General features: G+C 65.1%; 19 protein-coding genes. 7 read left to right on the top strand and 12 right to left on the bottom strand.

Going from position 1 to position 21274, the window contains the following annotated elements; genetic code table 11:
- Positions 1 to 49: 49 nt before the first annotated feature.
- A complete protein-coding gene (locus AC6CIE_RS00980) occupies positions 50 to 886 on the top strand; it encodes a mechanosensitive ion channel family protein (RefSeq protein WP_175124253.1) in 837 nt (278 codons plus the stop codon).
- A gap of 185 nt (positions 887 to 1071) precedes the next feature.
- Here AC6CIE_RS00980 and AC6CIE_RS00985 read toward each other — a convergent pair whose 3' ends face one another.
- Entirely contained in the window at positions 1072 to 1833 is a 762-nt protein-coding gene (locus AC6CIE_RS00985) for an IclR family transcriptional regulator (protein ID WP_105239793.1), read from the bottom strand.
- A 161-nt stretch (positions 1834 to 1994) separates the two neighbouring features.
- On the opposite strand from AC6CIE_RS00985, the gene AC6CIE_RS00990 reads away from it, so the two are divergent.
- Positions 1995 to 2984 carry a Bug family tripartite tricarboxylate transporter substrate binding protein gene (locus AC6CIE_RS00990; RefSeq protein ID WP_105239792.1) on the top strand — a complete coding sequence of 330 codons (990 nt, stop codon included), beginning with the start codon at positions 1995 to 1997 and terminating at the stop codon, positions 2982 to 2984.
- A gap of 117 nt (positions 2985 to 3101) precedes the next feature.
- On the opposite strand, the gene AC6CIE_RS00995 is transcribed toward AC6CIE_RS00990, so the two are convergent.
- Positions 3102 to 3878 (bottom strand): RNA methyltransferase, encoded by a 777-nt coding sequence (locus AC6CIE_RS00995; protein ID WP_279976018.1) that lies wholly within the window; start codon positions 3876 to 3878, stop codon positions 3102 to 3104.
- A gap of 129 nt (positions 3879 to 4007) precedes the next feature.
- Between AC6CIE_RS00995 and AC6CIE_RS01000 the strand changes: the two genes are divergently transcribed.
- Complete coding sequence (locus AC6CIE_RS01000) at positions 4008 to 4793, top strand: inositol monophosphatase family protein (protein WP_105239790.1); 786 nt, start codon at positions 4008 to 4010, stop codon at positions 4791 to 4793.
- A 95-nt stretch (positions 4794 to 4888) separates the two neighbouring features.
- Here the strand turns inward: AC6CIE_RS01000 and AC6CIE_RS01005 are convergent, their stop codons facing one another.
- From AC6CIE_RS01005 to AC6CIE_RS01035, 7 genes are all read right to left on the bottom strand, one after another.
- Positions 4889 to 5887, bottom strand: coding sequence for an FAD:protein FMN transferase (locus tag AC6CIE_RS01005; protein ID WP_498090818.1), 999 nt, complete (start codon positions 5885 to 5887; stop codon positions 4889 to 4891).
- A 64-nt stretch (positions 5888 to 5951) separates the two neighbouring features.
- Complete coding sequence (locus AC6CIE_RS01010) at positions 5952 to 6461, bottom strand: nitrous oxide reductase accessory protein NosL (protein WP_175186452.1); 510 nt, start codon at positions 6459 to 6461, stop codon at positions 5952 to 5954.
- The gene (locus AC6CIE_RS01015; RefSeq protein WP_175124248.1) at positions 6458 to 7288 is read right to left on the bottom strand and encodes an ABC transporter permease; all 831 of its coding nucleotides are present in this window, start codon (positions 7286 to 7288) and stop codon (positions 6458 to 6460) included. Before AC6CIE_RS01015 ends, AC6CIE_RS01010 begins: the two co-directional genes overlap by 4 nt.
- Positions 7285 to 8190 (bottom strand): ABC transporter ATP-binding protein, encoded by a 906-nt coding sequence (locus AC6CIE_RS01020; RefSeq protein WP_498090820.1) that lies wholly within the window; start codon positions 8188 to 8190, stop codon positions 7285 to 7287. Before AC6CIE_RS01020 ends, AC6CIE_RS01015 begins: the two co-directional genes overlap by 4 nt.
- Positions 8187 to 9572, bottom strand: a complete 1386-nt coding sequence (locus AC6CIE_RS01025; protein ID WP_498090821.1) for a nitrous oxide reductase family maturation protein NosD — start codon at positions 9570 to 9572, stop codon at positions 8187 to 8189. The genes AC6CIE_RS01020 and AC6CIE_RS01025 overlap by 4 nt, the downstream gene beginning before the upstream one ends.
- Positions 9573 to 9578: 6 nt before the next feature.
- The gene (gene nosZ, locus AC6CIE_RS01030; protein ID WP_175138605.1) at positions 9579 to 11495 is read right to left on the bottom strand and encodes a TAT-dependent nitrous-oxide reductase; all 1917 of its coding nucleotides are present in this window, start codon (positions 11493 to 11495) and stop codon (positions 9579 to 9581) included.
- A gap of 53 nt (positions 11496 to 11548) precedes the next feature.
- Positions 11549 to 13807 (bottom strand): 4Fe-4S binding protein, encoded by a 2259-nt coding sequence (locus AC6CIE_RS01035; protein ID WP_498090823.1) that lies wholly within the window; start codon positions 13805 to 13807, stop codon positions 11549 to 11551.
- A 268-nt stretch (positions 13808 to 14075) separates the two neighbouring features.
- On the opposite strand from AC6CIE_RS01035, the gene azu reads away from it, so the two are divergent.
- The 3 genes from azu to AC6CIE_RS01050 all read left to right on the top strand — a co-directional run bounded on the left by azu (position 14076) and on the right by AC6CIE_RS01050 (position 17234).
- A complete protein-coding gene (gene azu, locus AC6CIE_RS01040) occupies positions 14076 to 14525 on the top strand; it encodes an azurin (RefSeq protein ID WP_175124244.1) in 450 nt (149 codons plus the stop codon).
- 239 nt (positions 14526 to 14764) lie between these two features.
- Positions 14765 to 16351 carry a TerC family protein gene (locus AC6CIE_RS01045; protein WP_175124243.1) on the top strand — a complete coding sequence of 529 codons (1587 nt, stop codon included), beginning with the start codon at positions 14765 to 14767 and terminating at the stop codon, positions 16349 to 16351.
- Between the two features lie 19 nt (positions 16352 to 16370).
- Positions 16371 to 17234 (top strand): undecaprenyl-diphosphate phosphatase, encoded by an 864-nt coding sequence (locus AC6CIE_RS01050; protein ID WP_175124242.1) that lies wholly within the window; start codon positions 16371 to 16373, stop codon positions 17232 to 17234.
- 89 nt (positions 17235 to 17323) lie between these two features.
- Here the strand turns inward: AC6CIE_RS01050 and AC6CIE_RS01055 are convergent, their stop codons facing one another.
- The 3 genes from AC6CIE_RS01055 to AC6CIE_RS01065 form a co-directional block, all read right to left on the bottom strand.
- A complete protein-coding gene (locus AC6CIE_RS01055; RefSeq protein WP_175124241.1) occupies positions 17324 to 18097 on the bottom strand; it encodes a UDP-2,3-diacylglucosamine diphosphatase in 774 nt (257 codons plus the stop codon).
- Entirely contained in the window at positions 18090 to 18599 is a 510-nt protein-coding gene (locus tag AC6CIE_RS01060; protein ID WP_175124240.1) for a peptidylprolyl isomerase, read from the bottom strand. The genes AC6CIE_RS01055 and AC6CIE_RS01060 overlap by 8 nt, the downstream gene beginning before the upstream one ends.
- 134 nt (positions 18600 to 18733) lie before the next feature.
- The gene (locus tag AC6CIE_RS01065) at positions 18734 to 19417 is read right to left on the bottom strand and encodes a tetratricopeptide repeat protein (protein ID WP_175124239.1); all 684 of its coding nucleotides are present in this window, start codon (positions 19415 to 19417) and stop codon (positions 18734 to 18736) included.
- Positions 19418 to 19803: 386 nt separating this feature from the next.
- On the opposite strand from AC6CIE_RS01065, the gene cysS reads away from it, so the two are divergent.
- A complete protein-coding gene (gene cysS / locus AC6CIE_RS01070) occupies positions 19804 to 21258 on the top strand; it encodes a cysteine--tRNA ligase (RefSeq protein WP_175124238.1) in 1455 nt (484 codons plus the stop codon).
- Positions 21259 to 21274 lie beyond the last annotated feature (16 nt).

Below are 21274 nucleotides of genomic sequence, written 5' to 3' on the forward strand. Positions count from 1 at the left end.
CAGCCGCTTCTGATACATTCTGCCGTCGATTTTTTTCGCAGGAGGTTCCATGGATGAGGCCGTAAAAGAGTTCTATATCTGGGCCCCGAGGCTGATGGATATGGGCATCAATCTGCTCGTCGCCTTGCTCATTCTCGGTATTGGCTGGTGGGTGTCGTCGTTGCTGGGCAACTGGGTTCGCCGGGCCGCTACGCGGTCGCCGAAGATCGATCCCACGATCGTGCCCATGTTCTCCACGACCGTGATGTGGGCGGTGCGCATCTTTACGGTGATCGCGGTGCTGGCGCGCTTTGGCGTGCAGACGGCCAGTCTGATCGCCGTGCTGGGCGCCGCGGGTCTTGCCGTCGGTCTGGCCTTGCAGGGCACGCTGCAGAACATTGCTGCCGGCATCATGCTGCTGATCCTGCGTCCGATCCGCGCCGGCGAGTACATCGCGCTAAGCTCTGGCGCGGATGGCACGGTCGAGGAAGTGGGCCTGTTTCTGACGCGCCTCGTGCAGGGTGACGGCATCCACATGACACTGCCCAACAGCACGGTCTGGAACGCCACGATCACCAACTACAGCCGCAACAAGACGCGCCGCCTGGACATCCCGGTGCCGGTTCGCTATGGCGATGACCTGGATGCGGTGGTCGCCAAACTGCAACAGATCGTGGACGCGCGTCCCGATGCGTTGAAGGACCCGGCCCCGCAGGTGAAGGTGTTCGACTACAAGGAAAACGGCGTCACGGTGAACGTGCGCGTGTGGGCCGAGTCGAGCAAGTATTGGGAGCTGCGCTGGAGCCTGTACCAGGAGATCCGCCGCTCGCTCGAAGAGGCCGGTTTCCAGGCCCCGATCCCGCTGCGCGAGATCCAGAACCCCAAGACGGGCGCAGCTGCTACCTGATTGCGGGTCTTGTTTCGTCAGCCATGAAAATGGGCGCCTCGTAGGAGGCGCCCATTTTTATGTGGCGGCGAGATGGCGTGCACCAGCAAGGCGTGACGGCATGACCGCTTCTCGATCCTTCGGCTTCCCGGCTTAACGGCCTGGATGCGTGACCACGACTCAGCCGCGCCCCGGCACCTTGCCAATCAGGCCGGCATCGCAAGCCGCGCCAGTTCCGTCTTGATCCAGCCCGCGATCTCGCGCTGTCGCTGCGCGGGCATGCGGTCGATGATGGCGGTGACGCTGACGGCCAGCAGAGGCGCGCCCTGCGCGTCCAGCAGCGCGCAACCCACGCCCAGCGCGCCACGCACCGCGTGGTTGCCCACCACCGAATAACCGCGCGCGCGCGTGTTTTCGATGAGGCGGAACATTTCCTGGGGCGTCATGCCGCCGTACTCGTCCAGCCTGCCCGAATTACGTTCCACGATGCCGCGCGCGATGTCGTCGGGCAGGGCAGCCAGCAGCGCCATCCCGCCCGATCCCACACCCAGCGGCTGGCGCTTGCCCGCATAGGTGGCAAGGATTTGCACGGGATAGCTGCCGATTTCGCGATGCAGGCTGATCGAATCGTCTTCCTCGCGCACCACCAGGAACACGGCGTCGCCGGTGCGGTCGGCCAGGCGGCGCAGCACGGGGAGCAGTTGGCGCACCCGCGGATCGCGGGAACGCGTGTCCGGATCGACGGCAAGCTGGGCACGGTACTTCTTGGTGCCCGCGACCGGCAGCACGAGGCCCGCGTCGAGCAGGGCGGCCAGCAGTCGGTAGATAGTGGGCCGCTGTATGCCGGTCAACCGGGCGATATCGGTCACGCTCAGGCCGTCCGGTCCCTGGTCGCGCAGGGCGGCCAGAACGGCGAGGCCGCGTCGCAGAGTACGTGGGCCGGCGGCCGCGGCATCGCTGTCTTGCATGCAGATCTCTGAAAACTAAGGGTTATCAACGTACGGACGAGGGAAAACCATCGTCCGTAGGGTGGACTCTACCTTGATGGCCAGCGCATGTATAGCGCAGAATGCGTTCATCCAATAATTCAAATCGTCCATCTAATGGACAGTACCTGCACGGAGACACTATGACTACAGGTCACAAGCCTGGCATGCGGCGTTTGGCCGCCACCCTTCTGGCCACCGCCGCAAGCGCATTTGCAATGGGTTCCGCCCACGCCGCCTATCCCGACAAGCCCGTCCGCATCGTGGTCGGTTTCTCGGCCGGCGGCACCACCGACGTGATCGCCCGCATCATGGCCAAGGAACTGACCGAGTCGCTCGGCCAGTCCTTCGTGGTTGAAAACAAGCCGGGCGCCGGCAGCAACATCGCGACTGACCAGGTCCAGCGCGCCACGCCGGACGGCTACACGCTGCTGTTCGTCGCAGTGACCAGCGCGATCAACCAGACCCTGTACAAGAACGTTTCGTTCGACCTGACGAAGGACTTTGCTCCGGTCGCCCTGGGCGCCAAGGTCCCGAACATCCTGGTGGTCAATCCCCAGGTGCCGGTCAAGTCCGTGCAAGAGCTGGTCGACTACGCCAAGAAGAACCCGGGCAAGCTGGCTTTCGCCTCGTCCGGCAGCGGCACCTCCATCCATATGGCAGGTGAGCTCTTCAAGATGAAGGCGGGCATCGACGTGCTGCACGTGCCGTACAAGGGCAGCGCCCCGGCCATGACCGACCTGATCGGCGGCCAGGTGCAGTTCATGTTCGACAACATGCCGTCGGCCTGGCCGCACGCGCAATCGGGCAAGCTGAAGGCGCTGGCCGTGACCACCGCCGACCGCTCCAAGAGCGCGCCGGATCTGCCGACCATGAAGGAATCGGGCTTCACGGACTTCGACGTGTCGTCGTGGTTCGGCCTGCTGGCCCCGGCCGGCACGCCGCCGGAAGTCATCAACAAGCTCAACGCCGCCATGCAGCAGGCGCTGGACAAGCCTTCCGTGCAGACCAGCTTTGAAAAGCTGGGCGCCGTGGGCGTGAAGACCACGCCGGCCGAATTCGGCCAATTCATCAAGTCGGAAGTCGAAGGCTGGGCACCCGTGATCAAGGCCTCGGGCGCCACGGTGGACTGATCGGCGTCCCTGCCGGTTACACGCCGGCAGTTGGCACAGTAAAAAGGGACGGTCATGGACCGTCCCTTTTTCGTGCGTTGCCCGCCAAGGGCGAATCCAGCCGGTTCTTCGGACCCGCTATTTCTTCTTGGCAGCGTTCAGCATCGCCGTGCAGACCCCGCGCATCATGTCGACCTCGTCGCGGGTCAGCGCCAGGCGGGAGTACAGATGGCGCATGCGCGGCATCAATTTCTTGGGATGGGCCGGGTCGAGGAACTGTACGCCGACCAGCGCTTCCTCCCAGTGCGCCAGAAACGCCTGGACCGCCTCGCTGGAAGCCGGCTCCGCGCCACGCGAAGGCTCCTGAGCGGTGGAACGCGGCAGGAGTTCGGCGCCCTGGTCCACCAGCAGCGCATAACGCAACTCCCAGGCGGCCAATTGCAGCGCCTGGGCGACGTTCAGCGAGCTGTACTCGGGATTGGCAGGGATGTGGCAGATGCGGTGGCACAGCGCGATCTGCGCGTTCGTCAGACCGGCGCGCTCAGTGCCCAGCACAACGGCGGTCACGCCCTCGGCCGTGTCCGCCAGGTGGGCGCAGGCCAGGTCGGCTGCCTGCCGGATGTCGCAGGGCGGGGGACCCAGGTCGCGCACCCGCGCGGTTAGCGCGAATGCCAGCGTGACGGGCGCCAGGGCTTCTTCCAGCGACGGATAGATGCGGGCGTTCTCAAGCACGTCCAGCGCGCCGCTGGCCAGCGCCACGGCCTCCGGCTGGCTTGTTACATCCGGGAATTTGGGGTCCACCAGGACCAGTTCCGAGAAGCCCATCGTCTTGATCGCACGGGCCGCGGAACCGACGTTTCCGGGGTGGCTGGGGTTCACCATTACGAAGCGAACACGTGAAAATGCTTGAGTCATTTAAAATGGCACGTTTGGCTTCGTGCCTTCCTGGTTTTTTGAGTCGATTTCCCCGCGGGGGCGACGGCGTGCCGGGGGGCGGCAAGCGGCCTATCATCAAGCCAACTCATCGCATACGTACGGAATTTTATGCACCCGATGCTCAACATCGCCATCAAGGCGGCCCGGCGTGCCGGCACCATTATCAACCGTGCCAGCATGGATTTGGAACGACTCAGCGTGGCTCGCAAGGGGCCGCGCGATTATGTCACGGAAGTCGATCGGGCCGCCGAAGAGTCCATCGTCGAAACGCTGCGCGCTGCCTACCCGGACCACGCCGTCCTGGGCGAGGAGTTCGGTCTGCAGGGTCCGGACCAGGCGGAATTCCAGTGGATCATCGACCCGCTGGACGGCACCACGAACTTCATCCACGGCCTGCCCAACTATGCCGTGTCGATCGCGCTGACGCAGCGCGGCCAGGTCACGCAAGCGGTCATCTATGATCCCTCGCGCAACGAACTCTTCACCGCCAGCCGTGGCAGCGGCACGTTCCTGAACGACCGCCGCGTGCGCGTCTCGGGCCGCACCCGCTACCACGACGCGCTGCTGGGCGCGCACTGGCCCAACGCCGGCGATCCCGAACAAGGCTCGCAGCGGTTCCGCCAGATGGCCGAAGGCGCCACCGGCGTGCGCCGCCTGGGCTCGACCGTGCTGGATCTCGCCTACGTGGCCACCGGCCGCCTGGATGGGTTCTGCGGCGTGGGCCTGAAGCCGTGGGATGTGGCGGCGGGCAGCCTGATGGTGCTGGAAGCGGGCGGTCTGGTCGCTGACTTCGACGGCGAACAAGGCTGGATGGACAGCGGCAACGTCCTGGCCGCCAGCCCCAAGATCTTCACGCAGATGCTCTCGACGCTGAACCCGCCCTCGGCGGCCTGATCGGCGCGGCGGGCAATAAAAACCGGCCCTGAAGGCCGGTTTTTCGTGTCAATGCAAACCGGCCCTGGCGGCCGGTTTTTTCATGCGGCGCGCAATCAGGCTTCGCCGGTCTGCGCTACCAGCTGTCCATCTGGCAACACCATCCACGCCTGCACACCCAGGCTGCGCACCAGCGCGGCGGTGCGTTCCAACGGCATGTTCGAGAACGCCGTGGACAGGGCATCGGCAGTTGTGGCGGTGGATGCCATGACCGACACGCTGCGATAGAGCGGCCGCGCCCGACCGGAGTGCGGATCGAACAGGTGCGAATACTGTCCCGCGGCATCCAGCGGCGTGCCGTAGCCGCCGGAAGTGGCAAGCGCCTGGTTGCTGATCGGCACCTGCGCCAGGATCTGGTCCGGCGACATGGGGTCGGCCAGCCCGACGCGCCAGCCCGTTGCGTTGGCCGTCGCATCCAGTCCGCGTATCTCGCCCATGTCGACCAGCGCGCGTTCCAGCCCGGCGTTGCGAAACAGGTCCGTCACGCGGTCGGTGATGTAGCCCTGCGCGATGCCGTTGAGCGTCAGCGCCATGCCCGGCTGCAGTTCGATGCGCTGCGGGTCGATCTTGATGTCCTGGTACGACACGCATCGCAGCGCCCGGGCGATGTCCGCCGGCGCGGGACCATCCTGGGACGCGCCAGACCGCGCGAAGTGATCTGCGTACACGCGCCACAGCGGCTGCACGGACGGATCAAAGAGGCCTCCCGTCAGGTCCGCGTAGTGCCGGCTCTCGCTGAGCAGGCGGACGAGGTCGGAGGGAGGATCGACCAGAAACCCCTGGCGGTTCAGGATCGACAGCGCACTGTCGTCGCGGTACAGGCTGAACACGCCCTCGAGGCGACGCAGTTCCTGCAACGCCCGCTCGATGAGCTGTTCGGCGGCCTGGCGGTCGGGATGGTAGAGCCGCAATTCCGCATCCGCGCCCAGCGCCACGCCTTGCCAACGCGTTGGCGAGATGGCCGCGTGCGCGCGGCGCAGGAAGCTGGGAGCGAGGGCCAGCGCGGAAGACGCGGCGATGATGCCGAGGAAGCGGCGGCGGGCGGGAGGGTTCATGGCGATATCAACTGATTAAGGCGCGATTGGCGCGGGCACATGAGGCAGGTCGGAGGGCTTGGCGCTATTGAGCAAACACATAGTCCTCGGGCACGTCGGCAAAACGCACGACACGCCCGCCGTGGGTCTGGGCGAAGGCCAGCGCACGCGTTTGATCCGAAAACGGAATGGCGTCTTCGGCGCCCATGCCGCCGATGAAGCTGGAGTTGATGACGTAGAAGGCTTGCCGTGCGTCGACCCATGCTTTCAGATCCGCCGCGCCATCGGGACCGGCGGCTGCCATGTCGTTGACGTAGATGGCGGCCAGGCCTTTGGGTTCTTCGGGCAGCAGCGTGTAGGCGAAGACCTGCTTGATGGACGAGAACCACACCGGCGCGGCGCGGCCCTTTACGAATATCTGGCCCTTCGGCCCCGCATGGTCCAGCAGCATCATGCCGCAGTAGTGGCCGACGGCGTCGGCGGAGACGGCCTGCGGCGCGGGTGGCGGCGCGGCGGGTTCGTCGCCGCCGCAGGCCGAGACCGCCAGCACGACGGCCGAGAAGGCCGCCATTGCGGCCCAACGTTTCAGCGTCATAGCTGTTTCCTCCGGAAGCAGAAGGCGGCCAGCAGAAACGGCACCGCGATCCACAGCAATTGCGCCGCCACCAGCAGCGGCACGGGCATGTGGGCCTGGTCGCTGACGCCGGCCATGCCCGCATACATGGAAATGTTCTCGAACCCGGTCAGGTTCAGCAGGCGGTAGACGTCGGACGGATTGGCCAGCAGCAGGGCATTGAGCATGCCCGGCGTGACGTGGCGACCCTGGTCCGCGGCCAGCACGCCCAGGAGGCCCATGTCGTAGATGACGACAAAGAACAGCCAGACGCCCAGCGCGATGCCCGCTGCCGTGGCGCGTTCCCGCACCAGCGTGCTGATGAGGTAGCCCATTGCCAGAAAGCTGGCGCCCAGCAGGACGCTGGCCCCGATCAGCATGGCGAAGGGCCGCCAGGCGCCGGCGTCCATGCCCCCGTAGACCCATTGCAAAGCCAGCCCTGCCGACCCATATCCCGCACCGGTCGCGATGGCCAGGATGGCCAGGTGCCCGATGAACTTGCCCATGATGACCTGCCAACGCGACACCGGATAACTGAGCAGCAGCGCCATGGTGCCTCGGTCTACCTCGCCCACGATGGCGTCATACGCCAGCAGCATCGCGATGAGCGGCACCAGGAAGATGGAGAGGCTGGACAGGCTGACCACCGTGACGGTCAGCGGATCGACCTTGACCGCACCGGTGGGGGCGCTGCCCAAGAGGCCGAGCGCGAGCGCCAGTGCGGCCAACAGGAGCGATGTGGCAAGGACCCAGCGATTGCGCAGGCCGTCGCGGATTTCCTTGCCGATGATTGTGCTTACGGCGTTCATGCGTCTTCCCGTTCAAGCAGATGGGCGTAGATGTCGTCCAGCCCCGGGACCTGGATGTCCAGGTCGCTGATGGGCGCCCCGATGGTGCCGATGCTACGGATGGCCTCGACCTTGTCCGATTCGTGGCACAGGCGTTCGTAGCGGTTGGCGTCGACCTGGCGCCAGGCCGAGGAGGGCGGGGCGGATGCGTTGTCCGGCCCGAGCGTGACGCTGATGCGGATGGGCAGCCCGGTGTCGCGGCGCAGCGCCGACATGCCGCCGTCGGCGATCTTCACGCCCGCCTTCATGACGACGATGCGGTCGGCGTGGCCGGCCAGCTCCGACAAGGCGTGCGTGCTGAGGAGAATGGTGGCGCCGCTTGCGCGCAGTTCGTGCACGATCTCGTAGAACTTGAGACGCGACGCCGGATCCAGGCCGGTGGTGGGCTCGTCGAACAGCAGGATGCGGGGCGCGCCCAGCAGCGCCTGGGCCAGCGCCAGCCGCTGGCGCATGCCTTTTGAATAACCGCCCACGCGGCGGTGCGCCGCGCCGGAGATCCCCACTTTCTCGAGCAGATCCGCGTTGCGCGACACGGGTTGGCGCTTCAGGCGTGCGTAAAAGGCCAGGGTCTCGGCGCCCGTCATCGCGGGATGCAGCGCCACCGTTTCGGGCAGGTAGCCGATCCGGTCACGCAGGCGCGCGGCGGCCGGACTGTGCGCGTCCTGGCCGAAGAGCGTGACGCGCCCGTGCGTGGGTCGGATGAGTCCGAGGATCAGCTTGATGAGGGTGCTTTTGCCCGCGCCGTTGTGCCCGGCCAGCGCCACGCATTCGCCTTCGCGCAGGTCCAGGTCCAGGACGCTGATCGCCCTGTGGCCGCCATAGTGTTTGCTGACGCCCGCAAGCGTCACCAGTGGGTTGCTCATTGATTGTCCTCGGCGCGCTTCGCGCCGTTTATTGCGACGGGGTTGGCGGCGCTTTTTGCATCAGGCGATGCACCGGGCTTCGCGTTGGCCACCGCACCGCCGTAATCGATCCGTTCCCGCACAGGTTTCATCAGCGGCCTACTGTCGATCACGCCGCCTGGCAGGATTGCGGGGAACTGCGATTGCGCCCAGCGCACCACCGAGATGGCGGGGCTATTGAGCAGAATCCGCGCGGCGGGCGCGCGCCACAGCAACTGGTCCACCACGTCGTTCGGGCGGTAGGCCGTGTCGGCGATGCCGTCGCCGTCCAGGTCGAAGGCGGTGTTGTCGCTCCAGTAGTTGCCGCGGCCGTTGTTCGACCATTCCATCACCCGCGTGCCCACGTACTTGACCTGGTTGCGGTTGTTGATGAAGGCGTTGCCTGAGATCCGGTTGCCCTCGGAGCCGGCGGTGAAGTGGATGCCGATGTCGCAGTTGGAGAAATGGTTGTCCGCAAAGCGGTTTTTGTTGGCGTTGTAGATGAACACGCACTTGCCCGCGCCATCGACGGTGTTGCCGGAGATGTCGGAGTTGTTGGCGTAATTCATCATCAGCCCCTGCTCCACGTTGTTCACCGCCACGTTGCCGGTAACGACCAGGCGGTGCGAGTACATGATGGCGTAGCCGATGTCGTTGCCGGTGGACACGTTGCCGCTGATCTCGCTGTCGTTCGTGTACATGTAGTGCACGCCATAGCGCAGGTCATGGAAACGGTTGCCGGTGAACCGGTTCTGCTTGCTGGTGTTCACGAAAACGCCGTCGCGGCCGGCGGAGATGTCGTTGTCCACCACCGCGCTGCCCGGCGTGTTCCATAGCGACACGCCGTTGCCGCGCTCGGCCACGCGCAGTTCCTGGTTGCCGACGATGCGGTTGCCGCGCACCATCGCGTCCTGCGGGCCCCATACATAGACGCCGAACAGGTTATCCAGGATGTCGTTGTGTTCGACCACCGCGTGGTGCGCGGTGCGGTCCAGAAAGATGCCCGCGTCCATGGCGGGCAGGTCCAGCCCGGAGCGCGTGACGGTCAGGTTGCGCAGAGACACGTCCGCGGCCTTGACCCACAGCGTGCGTCCTTCGCGGGTGCCGGCGATGATGGCGGAACGGTCCTGCGGTCCTTCGATGACGAGGGGTTTGTCGATGACGATGGCGCCGGGGTAGGTGCCGGGCGCCAGCCGCAGCGTGTCGCCGGGCTGCGCCGCGGCCACGGCCTGCGCCAGGTCGGCGCCTGCGGCGACCTCCAGGGTGGCGGCCGCGGCCGCCCCGTGCAGGGCCGGGCCGAAGCCGGCCAGCACGAAGCCGGCCGCGGCCCACGCCGCGTTTCGCAAGGTTGCGATGGCAGCCATGGATCGTTACGCAGACTTCTTGGGGTGCACGATCATCTGGCCGGACATTTCCATGTGCAGCGCGTGGCAGAACCACTGGCAGTAGTACCAGTAGATGCCGGGGCGATCCGCCTTGAACGTGATGGACGACGTGGCCTGGGGTCCGATTTCCATGGCGATGCCGTGGCCTTCGAGCGTGAAGCCGTGCGTCAGGTCTTCGATCACTTCCATGTTGGTCACGAACACGGTGACCTCATCGCCCTGGTTCACCTCGAACTGCTTCAGGCTGAACATCGGCGCGACGGCCATCATGTACACGCGGACCTTGTTGCCGTCGCGCACGACCTTGGCCGCGTCTTCCAGCGACACGCCGTCCTTCTTGGCGATCTGGCGGGCGTCTTCCCACATGGGGTCATCGCGCTTCCAGACGCTGATCGGGTTGATCTTGGAACGGTGCACCAGGCACATGTCGTGCGGCTCGGCAAAGCTGGGGCCGTCATGCACAAGCTTCATCTCGTCGCCGGAGATGTCGATGAGCTGGTCGTTTTCGGGCTTGAGCGGACCCACGTTCAGGAAGCGGTCTTTCGAGAACTTGTTCAGCGACACCAGCCACTTGCCGTCGGCTTCCTTGGTTTCGCCCATGGTCGAGTGGTTGTGGCCCGGCTGGTAATGCACGTCCAGCTTCTGCAGGATCGGGTCAACTTTTTCGCCCTTGTACGCGCGCTTGGCCTTGTCGATGTTCCACTTGACCATCTGGCTGTCGATGAACAGCGTGGTGTAGGCGTTGCCGCGGCCGTCGAACGCGGTGTGCAGCGGGCCCAGGCCCAGTTGCGGTTCGGCCACGACGCAGTCGCGCGGCTTGATCTTGTCGGCGAACAGGTCGTCCAGCTTGCGCACGTCGATCACGGTGACCGTGGGCGAGAGCTTGCCGTTCAGCATGAGGTGGATGCCGTCGGGCGCGGCATTGCAGCCGTGCGGCGAATTCGGCACCGGGATGTAGCGCGTGTACTTGGACCCGTGGCGGCCGTCGACCACCGGCACGCCGCCCATCGTCTTGAAGTCGCCGTCCTTGACCGCCTTCTCGATGCGCTTGAGGTCGAAGACCACGACCCAGTCCTGCTCGTTGGCGGACATTTCCTCGACAGTGACGCCTTTCTCGGAGTTGTAGCAGGTGGCGAACGAATACTTGCCCTGGTAGTCGGCGTCGCCGTTGTCCAGGTTGCCGTCGACCAGCACTTGCCACGCCACCTTCATGGTGTCGCCATCAATGGCCGAGTACACCGAGAAGAAGTTCTTCTTGGGATCGTCCAGCACCTTGCCGTCGTTGGGCAGCGGGATGATGTGCTCGCCGTTGGCAAACACGTAGCCGGTGCGCGGATAGCGCTGCGGACGCAGGCCGTGCACGCCCGACACGTTGGGCAGTTCAACGATTTTGTCCGTCTTCATCACGTCCAGACGGATGCGGGCCACGCGGTTGTTGGCCTTGTCGTTGATGAAGAGGTAGCGGCCGTCGTAGGTCTGGTCGGTAAACGACAGGTGGGGATGGTGGGCGTCGCCGTTGGGGAATACGCCGCCCTTGTCTTTCAGGTACTCGCGGGTTTCAGGCGTGAGGCCTTCGGTCAGCACCTTGCGGCTTTCGTTGGTGCGGCCCCAGCCGGTGGCGCTGCAATGGTTGAACACGGGGATACGCACGAGTTCGCGCATGGACGGCAGGCCCAGCACGCGGACTTCGCCGGACTGGCCGCTGGAGTTGAACGCATAGTATTCGTCGAGCTCGCCCGGCGCGACATGCCCGAGCACGGCGCCGTTGCCTGATTTGCCCTCTTTGCCGTGCGCGGTGGACATCTGCGCCCCGGCTACGAGGCCGGCCGCGCCGGTGATGGCTGCGGTGCCCAGGAAGCTTCGGCGTGTGAGGCCGGCTTTTTCGGGGGTCTTGTCGGACATGGATAACTCCTAGGTAGGGACGGCGCAGAGCGCCGCGGTACGAAAACCGTGTTTCACGATTCCCGGTTGGGGCGATTTGCCGAGTTGGGCGTCGGCATGCGGTGCAGAACGACTTCCTGCACCGACGGCTCAGGGGGCGGAGCCGGGCGCCGCTCACGCTTAGCCTGCTTCTGGATCAGGTGAGGGCACTTCTGTTTGTGGTGGTAAAGCATTTGGCAGTGCAGGCACTGGATGCACTCGTTCGGGTTGATTTCGCCGGAGGGGTCGATCGCCTGAACGGGGCATTCGATGTTGCAGCGCTGACAGGGGTTGCCGCAGTCGCGGTAGCGCTTGAGCCAATTGAAGATGCGCAGGCGGGCGGGGATGGCCAGCGTGGCGCCCAGCGGGCAGAGGTAGCGGCAGAAGAAGCGTTCGATGAAGAGGCCCGCGGCCAGCAGCGCCACGGCGAACAGCACGAAGGGCCAGTGGCGCACGAAATGCAGGATGATCGCGGTCTTGAAGGGTTCGACTTCGGCCAGTTGTTCGGCGACCGCCAGGTCGTACAGCGAGAAGCCGAAGAGCAGCAGGAAGATCACGTACTTGAACGTGGACAGGCGCTGCGCCACGCCGTGGCGGATCTTGAGTTGGCGCACGCCAAGCCGCCGGGCGATGCGGTTGGTCAGTTCCTGCAGTGCGCCGAACGGGCACAGCCAGCCGCAGAATGCGCCGCGGTTCCAGAACACCATGGAGATGGCGGTGGCGCACCACAGGATGAACACCAGCGGGTCCATCAGGAAGTATTCCCAGCGGAAGTCGGTGCGCAGGGCCGAGAAGAACGTCAGCACGTTCACGATGGACAACTGCGCCTGCCCGTACCAGCCGATCCAGAACAGCGCGAAGGCCAGGAACGCGAGGCGCAGGCGGTCGTGCAGCAACGGGCGCGACGTCAGTTGATCCTGGAAGAAGAAGATGCCGACCAGCACCGTCAGGGCGACGGTCAGGATGGCGATCTGGCCAGCCTTGCGTTGCCAGATTTGCTTCCACAACGCGGGCGGGGCGGTTTCGACGTCGGGCGAGGGCGCGGGTGCAGTGGCGGGTTGGCCTGCTGCTGCGGGTGCGGTCGGCGGCGCGACGGCGCGGGTGTAGGCCGTGGGCAGGTCATACGGCAGATCGAACGTGACGAACGCCTTGTCCGACACGCTGAGCACGCGCTGCACCATCAGTTGCAGCCGCCACGGTTTGACCGGGTCGAGCGAGGCGTCCTCGGGCACGACGAAGAGGGCGACTTCGCGCAGCGCGGGCGCGCCCTTGGCGTTGACGTCGGCCAGCCGCTGGTGGTTGCGGTCGCGGAACCGGAAGGCGCTTTCGTCCTGGATGACCTCGATGCGGTCGAAGATGCCGCCGCGCACGTAGCCCGAACCCTTGAATGAATAGAGACCGTTGCCGGCGACCAGCACGGCCTGCTGGCCGGGCTTGAGGCGTTCTTTCAGGCGCTGCCAGCCGATGTCGCCCAGCAGGCTGCGGCCGATGGACGGGGCGCTGACCAGTGCGGCGTACAGGTCGATGAAGGTGTCGTCGGGGCCGCCTTCGCCGTGTTCGGCGGCGTCCTTGCGGCCGGACCGCAGAAACGCCTGGTTGACGTCGTCGGGCGTCAGGCGCAGGTTCTTCACGGCGCCGGCGTCGAGCAGTTCCTGCCAAGTCTGCACGGTGTCTTTGCTTTCGTCGATGACGCGGGTCGCCGCTGGTTGCGCGGTCTGGCGCGGCGCGCCCGACTTGTCGATGCCGTGGGCGCGCGCCACCGCAATGGCGGACCGCGTGATCGTGTCGCCGATCACCATCAGCGTGACCGTAGCGCCGCTGACGATATCGACGGGCGGCGGTGCGCCGTGACGGGGCGGGGCGTCGACGAAGTTCAGGCCGACATAGCCCTGGATGAAGTGATCGACCTTGGCTTGCGGGATGCCGATCAGCACGATGGGCTCGTGGTGTTCGACCAGCTTTGCGCCCATGATGCGGCCGCTGTCGGAAAGCCCCACCAGCACGTCGATGGGTTTGCTGGAGTAGCCGCGGGTGTTGACGACGTCGGTGGTCAGGTAGACAAGGCCCAGTGGCTTGTTGCCTGCAAACACGCGGGCAATCGCGGGCTTGCCTTCGACGGGACCGGTGCGGTCGGCGCCGGGGAACACGTCTGTGATGGGTGTGCTGGCAAGAAAGTCAGGCAGGCGCTGCGCCTGCGCGGTTTGCGCCAGGAACAGACAGGAAAGCCATAAAACAAAGAACGCGGCCTGAATGTGTTTGGTGAACCGGTGGGGTACTTCGGTACTGCCGCGCATGCTGAACTCTGTTCGTCGTGTTTGCTTACGGCCATCCTACGAACATGCACCCAGGACCGGATTGCGGTTTGTCAATCTGCCAGAGTCGAAGGCCTAATAGCCCTACGAAATGTAGGGGAAGTTCCTGAGTTTTGAGGGGTATCCGCAGGGGGTGTTGATGGATGTCAAGAGAGCGAGGGGAAGGCAGTCCTACACTGATCCGCGGCGGCAACGGCGTCTGCATCTGGCTGGCGTACGTGCATCGACCGCTGTGTCATCGGAGAATTTCATGCTGGCAAAAGCCACCCTCGCCATCCTTCTTTCCGCCTCCAGCCTGCCCGTGCTGGCCGCGCAATGTGAAGCCACCGTCGAAAGCAACGACGCCATGCAGTTCAACGTCAAGGAAATCGTGGTCGACAAGAGCTGCAAGGAATTCACGGTCAACCTGAAGCACGTCGGCAAGATGGCCAAGGTCGCAATGGGCCACAACTGGGTCCTCACCAAGGAAGCCGACAAGCAGGCCGTCGCCACGGACGGCATGGGCGCCGGGCTGGCACAAGACTACGTCAAGGCGGGCGACACCCGCGTCATCGCCCACACCAAAGTCATCGGCGGCGGGGAATCCGACTCCGTCAAGATCGACGTCTCCAAGCTCGCCGCTGGCGAAAACTACGCATTCTTCTGCTCCTTCCCCGGCCACTGGGCCATGATGAAGGGCACGCTCAAAGTCGGCGGCTGATGCCCCGACGGGTCTGTTGAGACAAGCAAGAGCCGGCCGGGGGGCCGGCTTTTTCATGCCCGCATCGTTTGACGCGCGGCGCGCGTAAACCGGGACACACGGCCCGTTTCAGGCGCTTGCAAGCCTTAGTCCATACGGCTCAAAGCCTCTGTCCATCAGGCTTACGGAGGGGATGCGTCACCGGCATGTCATGGATTTTCCATGTACGATTACCGGTCGTGTAACTTCTGGAGCTCCTGATGGAGTGGCTGCTGGACCCCGCTGCGTGGGTCGGCTTGCTTACCCTGGTCGTCCTTGAGATCGTCCTGGGCATTGATAACCTGATTTTCATCGCCATCCTGGCGGACAAGCTGCCGCCCGCGCAGCGCGATCGCGCGCGCATCATGGGCCTGAGCCTCGCGCTGATCATGCGCCTGGGCCTGTTGTCCGTCATGTCATGGCTGGTCACGCTGACTACCCCCCTGTTCAATATCGGTCCGCTATCGCCCTCGGGGCGCGACCTGATCCTGATGGTGGGCGGCCTGTTTCTGCTGTTCAAAGGCACCATGGAACTGCACGAGCGCCTGGAAGGCAGCATGCACACCGGCTCGTCCGGCCCGCGCGTCTATGCCAGCTTCTGGGTGATCGTCACGCAGATCGTGGTGCTGGATGCGGTGTTCTCGCTGGACTCGGTCATTACCGCCGTCGGCATGGTGGATCACCTGGCCATCATGATGATCGCGGTCATCATTGCCATCGGCATCATGCTGATCGCGTCCAAGCCGCTGACGCGCTTCGTCAACGCCCACCCGACGGTGGTGGTGCTGTGCCTGGGCTTCTTGCTGATGATCGGCTTTTCGCTCCTGGCCGAAGCCTTCGGCTTCAAGGTGCCCAAGGGCTATCTGTACGCCGCCATCGGGTTCTCGGTTGCCATCGAGGCGCTCAACCAGGTGGCGCGCCGCAACCTGCTCAAGCTCGACGCCCGGTTTCCCATGCGCGAACGCACCGCCTCTGCCGTGCTGCGCATGCTGGGCAAGCGGCCGCCGGCCAGCGACGAACCCGACCTGCCCAACGCCGGCAGCCCGGCAGTACAGGCCTTCGGGGTCGAAGAACGCAACATGGTCAGCGGGGTGCTGACGCTGGCCGAGCGCTCCATCCGTTCCATCATGACGCCGCGCACGGACGTTTCCTGGATCAATATCGACGACGATCCCGACAACATCCGCCGCCAGCTCACCGAGGCGCCGCACAGCTTCTTCCCGGTGTGCCGCGGCTCGCTGGACGAAGTGCTGGGCATCGGCCGCGCCAAGGATCTGATCGCGGACCTGATCACCGAGGGCAGGGTGCGCCGCAACCGCCTGCGCGATCCCATCATCGTGCACGAGTCGATCGGCATCCTGCGCCTCATGGACACCCTCAAGCGCTCGCGCGGCCAGCTCGTGCTGGTGGCTGACGAGTTCGGCGCCATCGAGGGGCTGGTGACGCCGATCGACGTTTTCGAGGCCATCGCCGGCGAATTCCCCGACGAAGACGAGCTGCCCGACATCGTGGCGGACGGCGACAACACCTGGAAGATCGACGGCGCGGCCGACCTGCACCACGTCGAGCAGGTGCTTGAAACCGAAGGCCTGGTCGACGACGCCCAGGACTTTTCCACGCTTGCGGGCTATCTGCTCTCGCGCTTCGGACACCTGCCCAAGCCGGGCGACGTGTGCGAATACCAGATCCATCACCAGCATTTCCGCTTCGAAGTCCTGGAAATGGATGGCCGCCGCATCGCGCTGGTGCGCGTCGAGAAGCGCCCCGAAGAGCATTTTCCTGACGAAGCAACCCTAGCCAACGACTAACAGAGAGAGACCCCAGCCCGTGACCGAGAACTCGCTCTATCTGATCAAAGCATTCATCCTGGGCATCCTGGAAGGCCTGACGGAATTCATCCCCGTGTCCAGTACGGGCCACCTCATCCTGGTCGGCGACTGGCTCAATTTCGATTCGGGCGACGGCAAGGTGTTCGAGGTGGTCATCCAGCTGGGATCCATCCTTGCCGTGATGTGGGTCTTCCGAGCCCGGCTGCTCAAGCTGATCCGCGGCACGCTGACGGGCGTGCCCAGCGAGGTGGCCTTCACCCGCAACCTGATCCTGGCGTTCCTGCCGGCGGCGGTGATCGGCGCGATCTTCATCAAGACCATCAAATCGGTGTTCTACCACCCGGCGGTGGTCGTGGTGACGCTGGTGCTGGGCGGGCTGATCATGCTGTACGTCGAACGCCGCACGCGCCACACGCCGGGCGATGCGCCGGGCGCTGCTGACGACACCGCCTCGGACGAGCGCGCGTCGGCGCACACGCTGGAACAGATCACCTGGAAGCAGGCGCTGGGCGTGGGCGTGGCGCAGTGCTTTGCGATGATTCCCGGCACCTCGCGGTCGGGCGCCACCATCATCGGCGGCATGATCGCCGGCATCCAGCGCAAGACGGCCACCGAATTCTCGTTCTTCCTGGCCATGCCGACCATGCTCGGCGCGGCGGCCTACGACATGTACAAGAACTTCGGCCTGCTGACCCAGCACGACCTGTCGGGCATCGCCGTGGGCTTCATCGCGGCGTTCCTGAGCGCCATGGTGGTGGTGCGGGCCGTGCTGCGCTTCGTGGCCAACCACACGTACCGCGTGTTCGCCTGGTACCGGATCATCTTCGGCGGCATCGTGGCGGCCTGGATCTTCACGCGCTGATTCCTCCCGCCACACGGCGATCGCAGAAAGAAAAAGGGCCGCTTTCTCAAGCGGCCCTTGTTTTTTGTCCGGCGTGGGACGGGTGGCGTCTACGCTTCCGTTTCCAGGTCGTAGAACTGCAGCCCGTCGCGGTCAATGACCAGCCAGCCGCCGCGCGGCGGCGACACGTGATCGCAGTCCCAGTCGGGCAGCACCCAGCGCTCGCGCTTTTGGCCGTCGACATCGAGCACGTGGCGGTTAGGGCGATGCGTGTGGCCATGCACCAGCACGCGCACGCCCGTCTCGCGGAAGATCGATTCGATGGCGTCCGCGTTGACGTCCATGATTTCCATGGACTTCGTCTGGTTGGCCGCCTGGCTCTCGCCCCGTGCCTGCTGCGCCATGGTCAGCCGCTCGGGAATGGTCTTGGCCAGGAATTCGGCCTGCCATTGCGGATTGCGGACCATCTTGCGGAACTGCTGGTAGGCGGCATCGTCCGTACAGAACTCGTCGCCGTGCGTCAGCAGGACCTGGCCGAAATCGGTTTCCAGCAGGGCCGGCTCGGGCAGCAGGCTGGCGCCCACGGCCTTTGCCAGTTCCTCGCCGATGAGGAAATCGCGGTTGCCGCGCCCCAGCCAGACCGGGATGCGGGCGGCCGTATTGCGCAGCGCCACCAGCACCGTGGCAAGCCACGGCGGGGCGGCGCGGATCACGTCGTCGCCAATCCAGGCGTCGAAGATGTCGCCGGGCAGCAGCAGGGCTGCCGCCTCTTCCTCTGCCGCCTGCAGAAAGGCCAGGAAGGCCTCCGAGGTGGCCGGCGTGGCCGGCCCCAGGTGCAGGTCGGATGCCAGCCAGACCGGGCCGGGCAGGGAGATCTTATTCAAGAACTTCGGCCTTCTCGATGATGACGTCTTCGTTCGGCACGTTCTGGTGGAAGCCCTTGTTGCCGGTCTTCACGCCCTTGATCTTGTCGACCACGTCCTGGCCTTCGGTGACGGCGCCGAACACGGCATAGCCCCAGCCGTTCGGCGTGGGCGACGTGAAGTTCAGGAAGTCGTTATTGGACACGTTGATGAAGAACTGGGCGGTGGCCGAGTGCGGATCGCTGGTGCGGGCCATGGCCAGGGTGTACTTGTCGTTCTTCAGGCCGTTGTTGGCCTCGTTTTCGATCGGGGCGTGGGTCTGCTTCTGCTTCATGCCGGGTTCGAAGCCGCCGCCCTGGACCATGAAGCCGTCGATCACGCGATGGAACACGGTGCCGTTGTAGAAGCCTTCCTTGACGTAGGTCAGGAAGTTTTCGACGGACTTGGGCGCCTTGGCGGCGTCCAGGGTGATGACCATGTCGCCTTGGTTCGTTTGAAGCTTGACGCGGGGATTGGTGCTCATGGTTTTGGTGCCTTCGGAGGTGGAGGGAGAAGAAGAGGCTGCGGGGGCGGCGCTGACGAACGCCGGAGCGAATGCAGCCAGTGCGAACGAGCACGCCGTCAGGCGCAGCAGGTGAAGAGGGGAGTAACGGGACATCATTTGCCTTGTTTATCCTTCAACATTGTTTCAACTTCGCGGACCTTTTCCCGCATGCCAGGCACGCCGTCGCCGGCGGCCTCCTTGTAGGTTCGCAAGGCCTGCAGCAGTTGCAGGTCGCCGAGGTTGGCGCGGGCGGCGGCGTAGTTCGGGTCTGCGCGCAATGCCATCTGGAGGGCATCCTGCGCACGGTCGAGTTCGCCGCGTCCAGCATATAGAGCTGCCAGATTGTTCCAGGGTTCCGGCAATTCCGGGAACCGCGTGGTCATATCGTTGTAGATGTCGATGGCTTCGTTCGTGCGGTCCAGGGCGGCGAGGGCGCGCGCATGCTGGAACATGAGCTGCACGTCGGTGCCGCGCTGGTCCTTGATCTCGGCCTGGCGCTTTTCGATCATCGCCAGCGCTTCCGCGTTTTCGCCACGGTTCAGCATGCGCTCGATGTGCGTCGTGATCTGCGACGCGGACGGGATCAGCCGGGTGTCCACGCTGGGCTTGGCGGCTTCCAGCAGATTGGCCAGAGCGTCCCAGCCGCCTTCAGGCGGAATCGGGTCCAGGGTGGTGCGGGTGGCGTTAGGGTTTTCTCCCGCGCCGCCGCTCATCGACTGGGCGAGGGCGACGCCCGCCGGCGCGCCGGCCAAGGCCAGGGCGAGCAGGGCAACGCAAAAACGCGGCTTGATAGTCACGTGGGCTTTCCGTTAAAAGTCTTGGCCGGCTGGCGCTTACGCGCGCGACCGGGCCGCTTGCTATACTTGACGACCGCCATTTTAGCCCCGGTTGCGTTTTTGGCTCGACCATCGCGTTCAAGGCAGTAGGGAATAGGGGCCACCGGAAGAATACGGGCCATCGATCCCGCACCGACAGCTGTGCCGGAACAGGCTGCCGGGACAGCACTGCCGGGACAGACTGCCAGGACAGCGCTGCCAATGGACTGCACTGCCAATGGACTGCACTGCCATCGGGGCGGCAATGTAAATGGGGCGGCGAATTGGGCGGCACGCGTTGACGGTATTTTCCGTCGACAGCAACTTTCCGAAACCGCCACGGAACACTAAACGAAACCTATCGCGCCATGCTGCAAATCTACAACACGTTATCGCGTACCAAAGAACCGTTCAAACCGGCCCAGGCCGGCCAGGTGCGCATGTACGTGTGTGGCATGACCGTGTATGACTTCTGCCATCTGGGCCACGCCCGCATGCTGGTGTCGTTCGACGTCGTGCAGCGCTGGCTGCGCGCCAGCGGCTTGTCGGTGGACTACGTGCGCAACATCACGGACATCGACGACAAGATCATCCGCCGCGCCGTGGAAACGGGCCGCCGCATCGGCGAAGTCACCGAGTTCTACATCGAGGCCATGCATGCCGACGAGCGCGCGCTGGGCGTCGAATCGCCTGATCGCGAACCCCGTGCCACGCAGTACGTGGGCGAGATGCTCGACATCATCGGCAAGCTCGAAACCAACGGGCTGGCCTACCAGGCCGAAGACGGCGACGTGAATTACGCCGTGCGCGGTTTCCCCGGCTACGGCAAGCTGTCCGGCAAGACGCTGGATGACCTGCGCGCCGGCGAGCGCGTGGCGGTGGGATCCAGCAAGCGCGACCCGCTCGATTTCGTGCTCTGGAAATCCGCCAAGGCCGAAGAACCCGCCGACACCAAGTGGGAATCGCCGTACGGCCTGGGCCGCCCGGGCTGGCACATCGAGTGCTCGGCCATGAGCAAGTCGCTGCTGGGTTTGCCGCTGGACATCCACGGTGGCGGTCCGGACCTGAAATTCCCGCACCATGAAAACGAGATCGCCCAGACCGAGGGCGCGTTCGGCGGCACGCTGGCCAACATCTGGATGCACTGCGGCCCGCTGATGGTCGATTCGGACAAGATGTCCAAGTCCCTGGGCAACTTCCGCACCATCCGCCAGACCGTCGCGCAGAATGACCCGGCGGCTGACCAGTCCGAGTACCAGGTGAACCCGCGCGAAGCGGAAATGGTGCGCTTCTTCATTGTGCGCAACCATTACCGCAGCCCGCAGAACTACACGCCGGACAACCTGATCGACGCGCAGAACGCACTGGATCGCCTGTACCAGGCCCTGCAGAACGTGCCGGCCGACGATCAGGGCATTGACTGGAACGAGCCGCAGGCACAGGCCTTCAAGGCCGCGATGGACGACGACTTCAACAGCTCGGGCGCCGTGGCCGCGTTGTTCGAACTGGCCTCCGAGGCCAACCGCACCAAAAGCGCGCGCAGCGCCGGTCAGATGAAAGCCCTGGCTTCGCTGCTGGGCCTGCTGCAGCAGGCGCCCGCCACGTACTTCCAATCCGCCACCCGCTATTCCGCGGCCGCTATCGAGCAAGGCGCGCGCAGCACGCTGGATGCCGACGCCATCCAGTCTCTGATCGACGCGCGCGCGGCCGCCAAGGCTGCGCGCAACTTTGCCGAAGCCGACCGCATCCGCGCCGAGCTGCGCGAATCCGGCATCGAGCTGGACGACAAACCGGGCGGCCTGACGCAATGGCGCCGCGCGTGACCCCGCAGGATACGCC

This window comes from Achromobacter sp. GQ309, from assembly GCF_059759315.1.

What these genes read in the sequence shown, in the direction of transcription:
- nosZ (WP_175138605.1), bottom strand. Translation starts at nt 11,495, where the DNA reads ATGTCCGACAAGACCCCCGAAAAAGCCGGCCTCACACGCCGAAGCTTC.
- AC6CIE_RS01010 (WP_175186452.1), bottom strand. Translation starts at nt 6,461, where the DNA reads ATGACGCTGAAACGTTGGGCCGCAATGGCGGCCTTCTCGGCCGTCGTG.
- AC6CIE_RS01045 (WP_175124243.1), top strand. Translation starts at nt 14,765, where the DNA reads ATGGAGTGGCTGCTGGACCCCGCTGCGTGGGTCGGCTTGCTTACCCTG.
- AC6CIE_RS01020 (WP_498090820.1), bottom strand. Translation starts at nt 8,190, where the DNA reads ATGAGCAACCCACTGGTGACGCTTGCGGGCGTCAGCAAACACTATGGC.
- AC6CIE_RS01035 (WP_498090823.1), bottom strand. Translation starts at nt 13,807, where the DNA reads ATGCGCGGCAGTACCGAAGTACCCCACCGGTTCACCAAACACATTCAG.
- AC6CIE_RS01000 (WP_105239790.1), top strand. Translation starts at nt 4,008, where the DNA reads ATGCACCCGATGCTCAACATCGCCATCAAGGCGGCCCGGCGTGCCGGC.
- AC6CIE_RS01005 (WP_498090818.1), bottom strand. Translation starts at nt 5,887, where the DNA reads ATGAACCCTCCCGCCCGCCGCCGCTTCCTCGGCATCATCGCCGCGTCT.
- AC6CIE_RS00990 (WP_105239792.1), top strand. Translation starts at nt 1,995, where the DNA reads ATGACTACAGGTCACAAGCCTGGCATGCGGCGTTTGGCCGCCACCCTT.
- AC6CIE_RS00985 (WP_105239793.1), bottom strand. Translation starts at nt 1,833, where the DNA reads ATGCAAGACAGCGATGCCGCGGCCGCCGGCCCACGTACTCTGCGACGC.
- AC6CIE_RS01025 (WP_498090821.1), bottom strand. Translation starts at nt 9,572, where the DNA reads ATGGCTGCCATCGCAACCTTGCGAAACGCGGCGTGGGCCGCGGCCGGC.
- AC6CIE_RS00980 (WP_175124253.1), top strand. Translation starts at nt 50, where the DNA reads ATGGATGAGGCCGTAAAAGAGTTCTATATCTGGGCCCCGAGGCTGATG.
- AC6CIE_RS01060 (WP_175124240.1), bottom strand. Translation starts at nt 18,599, where the DNA reads ATGAGCACCAATCCCCGCGTCAAGCTTCAAACGAACCAAGGCGACATG.
- azu (WP_175124244.1), top strand. Translation starts at nt 14,076, where the DNA reads ATGCTGGCAAAAGCCACCCTCGCCATCCTTCTTTCCGCCTCCAGCCTG.
- AC6CIE_RS01015 (WP_175124248.1), bottom strand. Translation starts at nt 7,288, where the DNA reads ATGAACGCCGTAAGCACAATCATCGGCAAGGAAATCCGCGACGGCCTG.
- AC6CIE_RS00995 (WP_279976018.1), bottom strand. Translation starts at nt 3,878, where the DNA reads ATGACTCAAGCATTTTCACGTGTTCGCTTCGTAATGGTGAACCCCAGC.
- cysS (WP_175124238.1), top strand. Translation starts at nt 19,804, where the DNA reads ATGCTGCAAATCTACAACACGTTATCGCGTACCAAAGAACCGTTCAAA.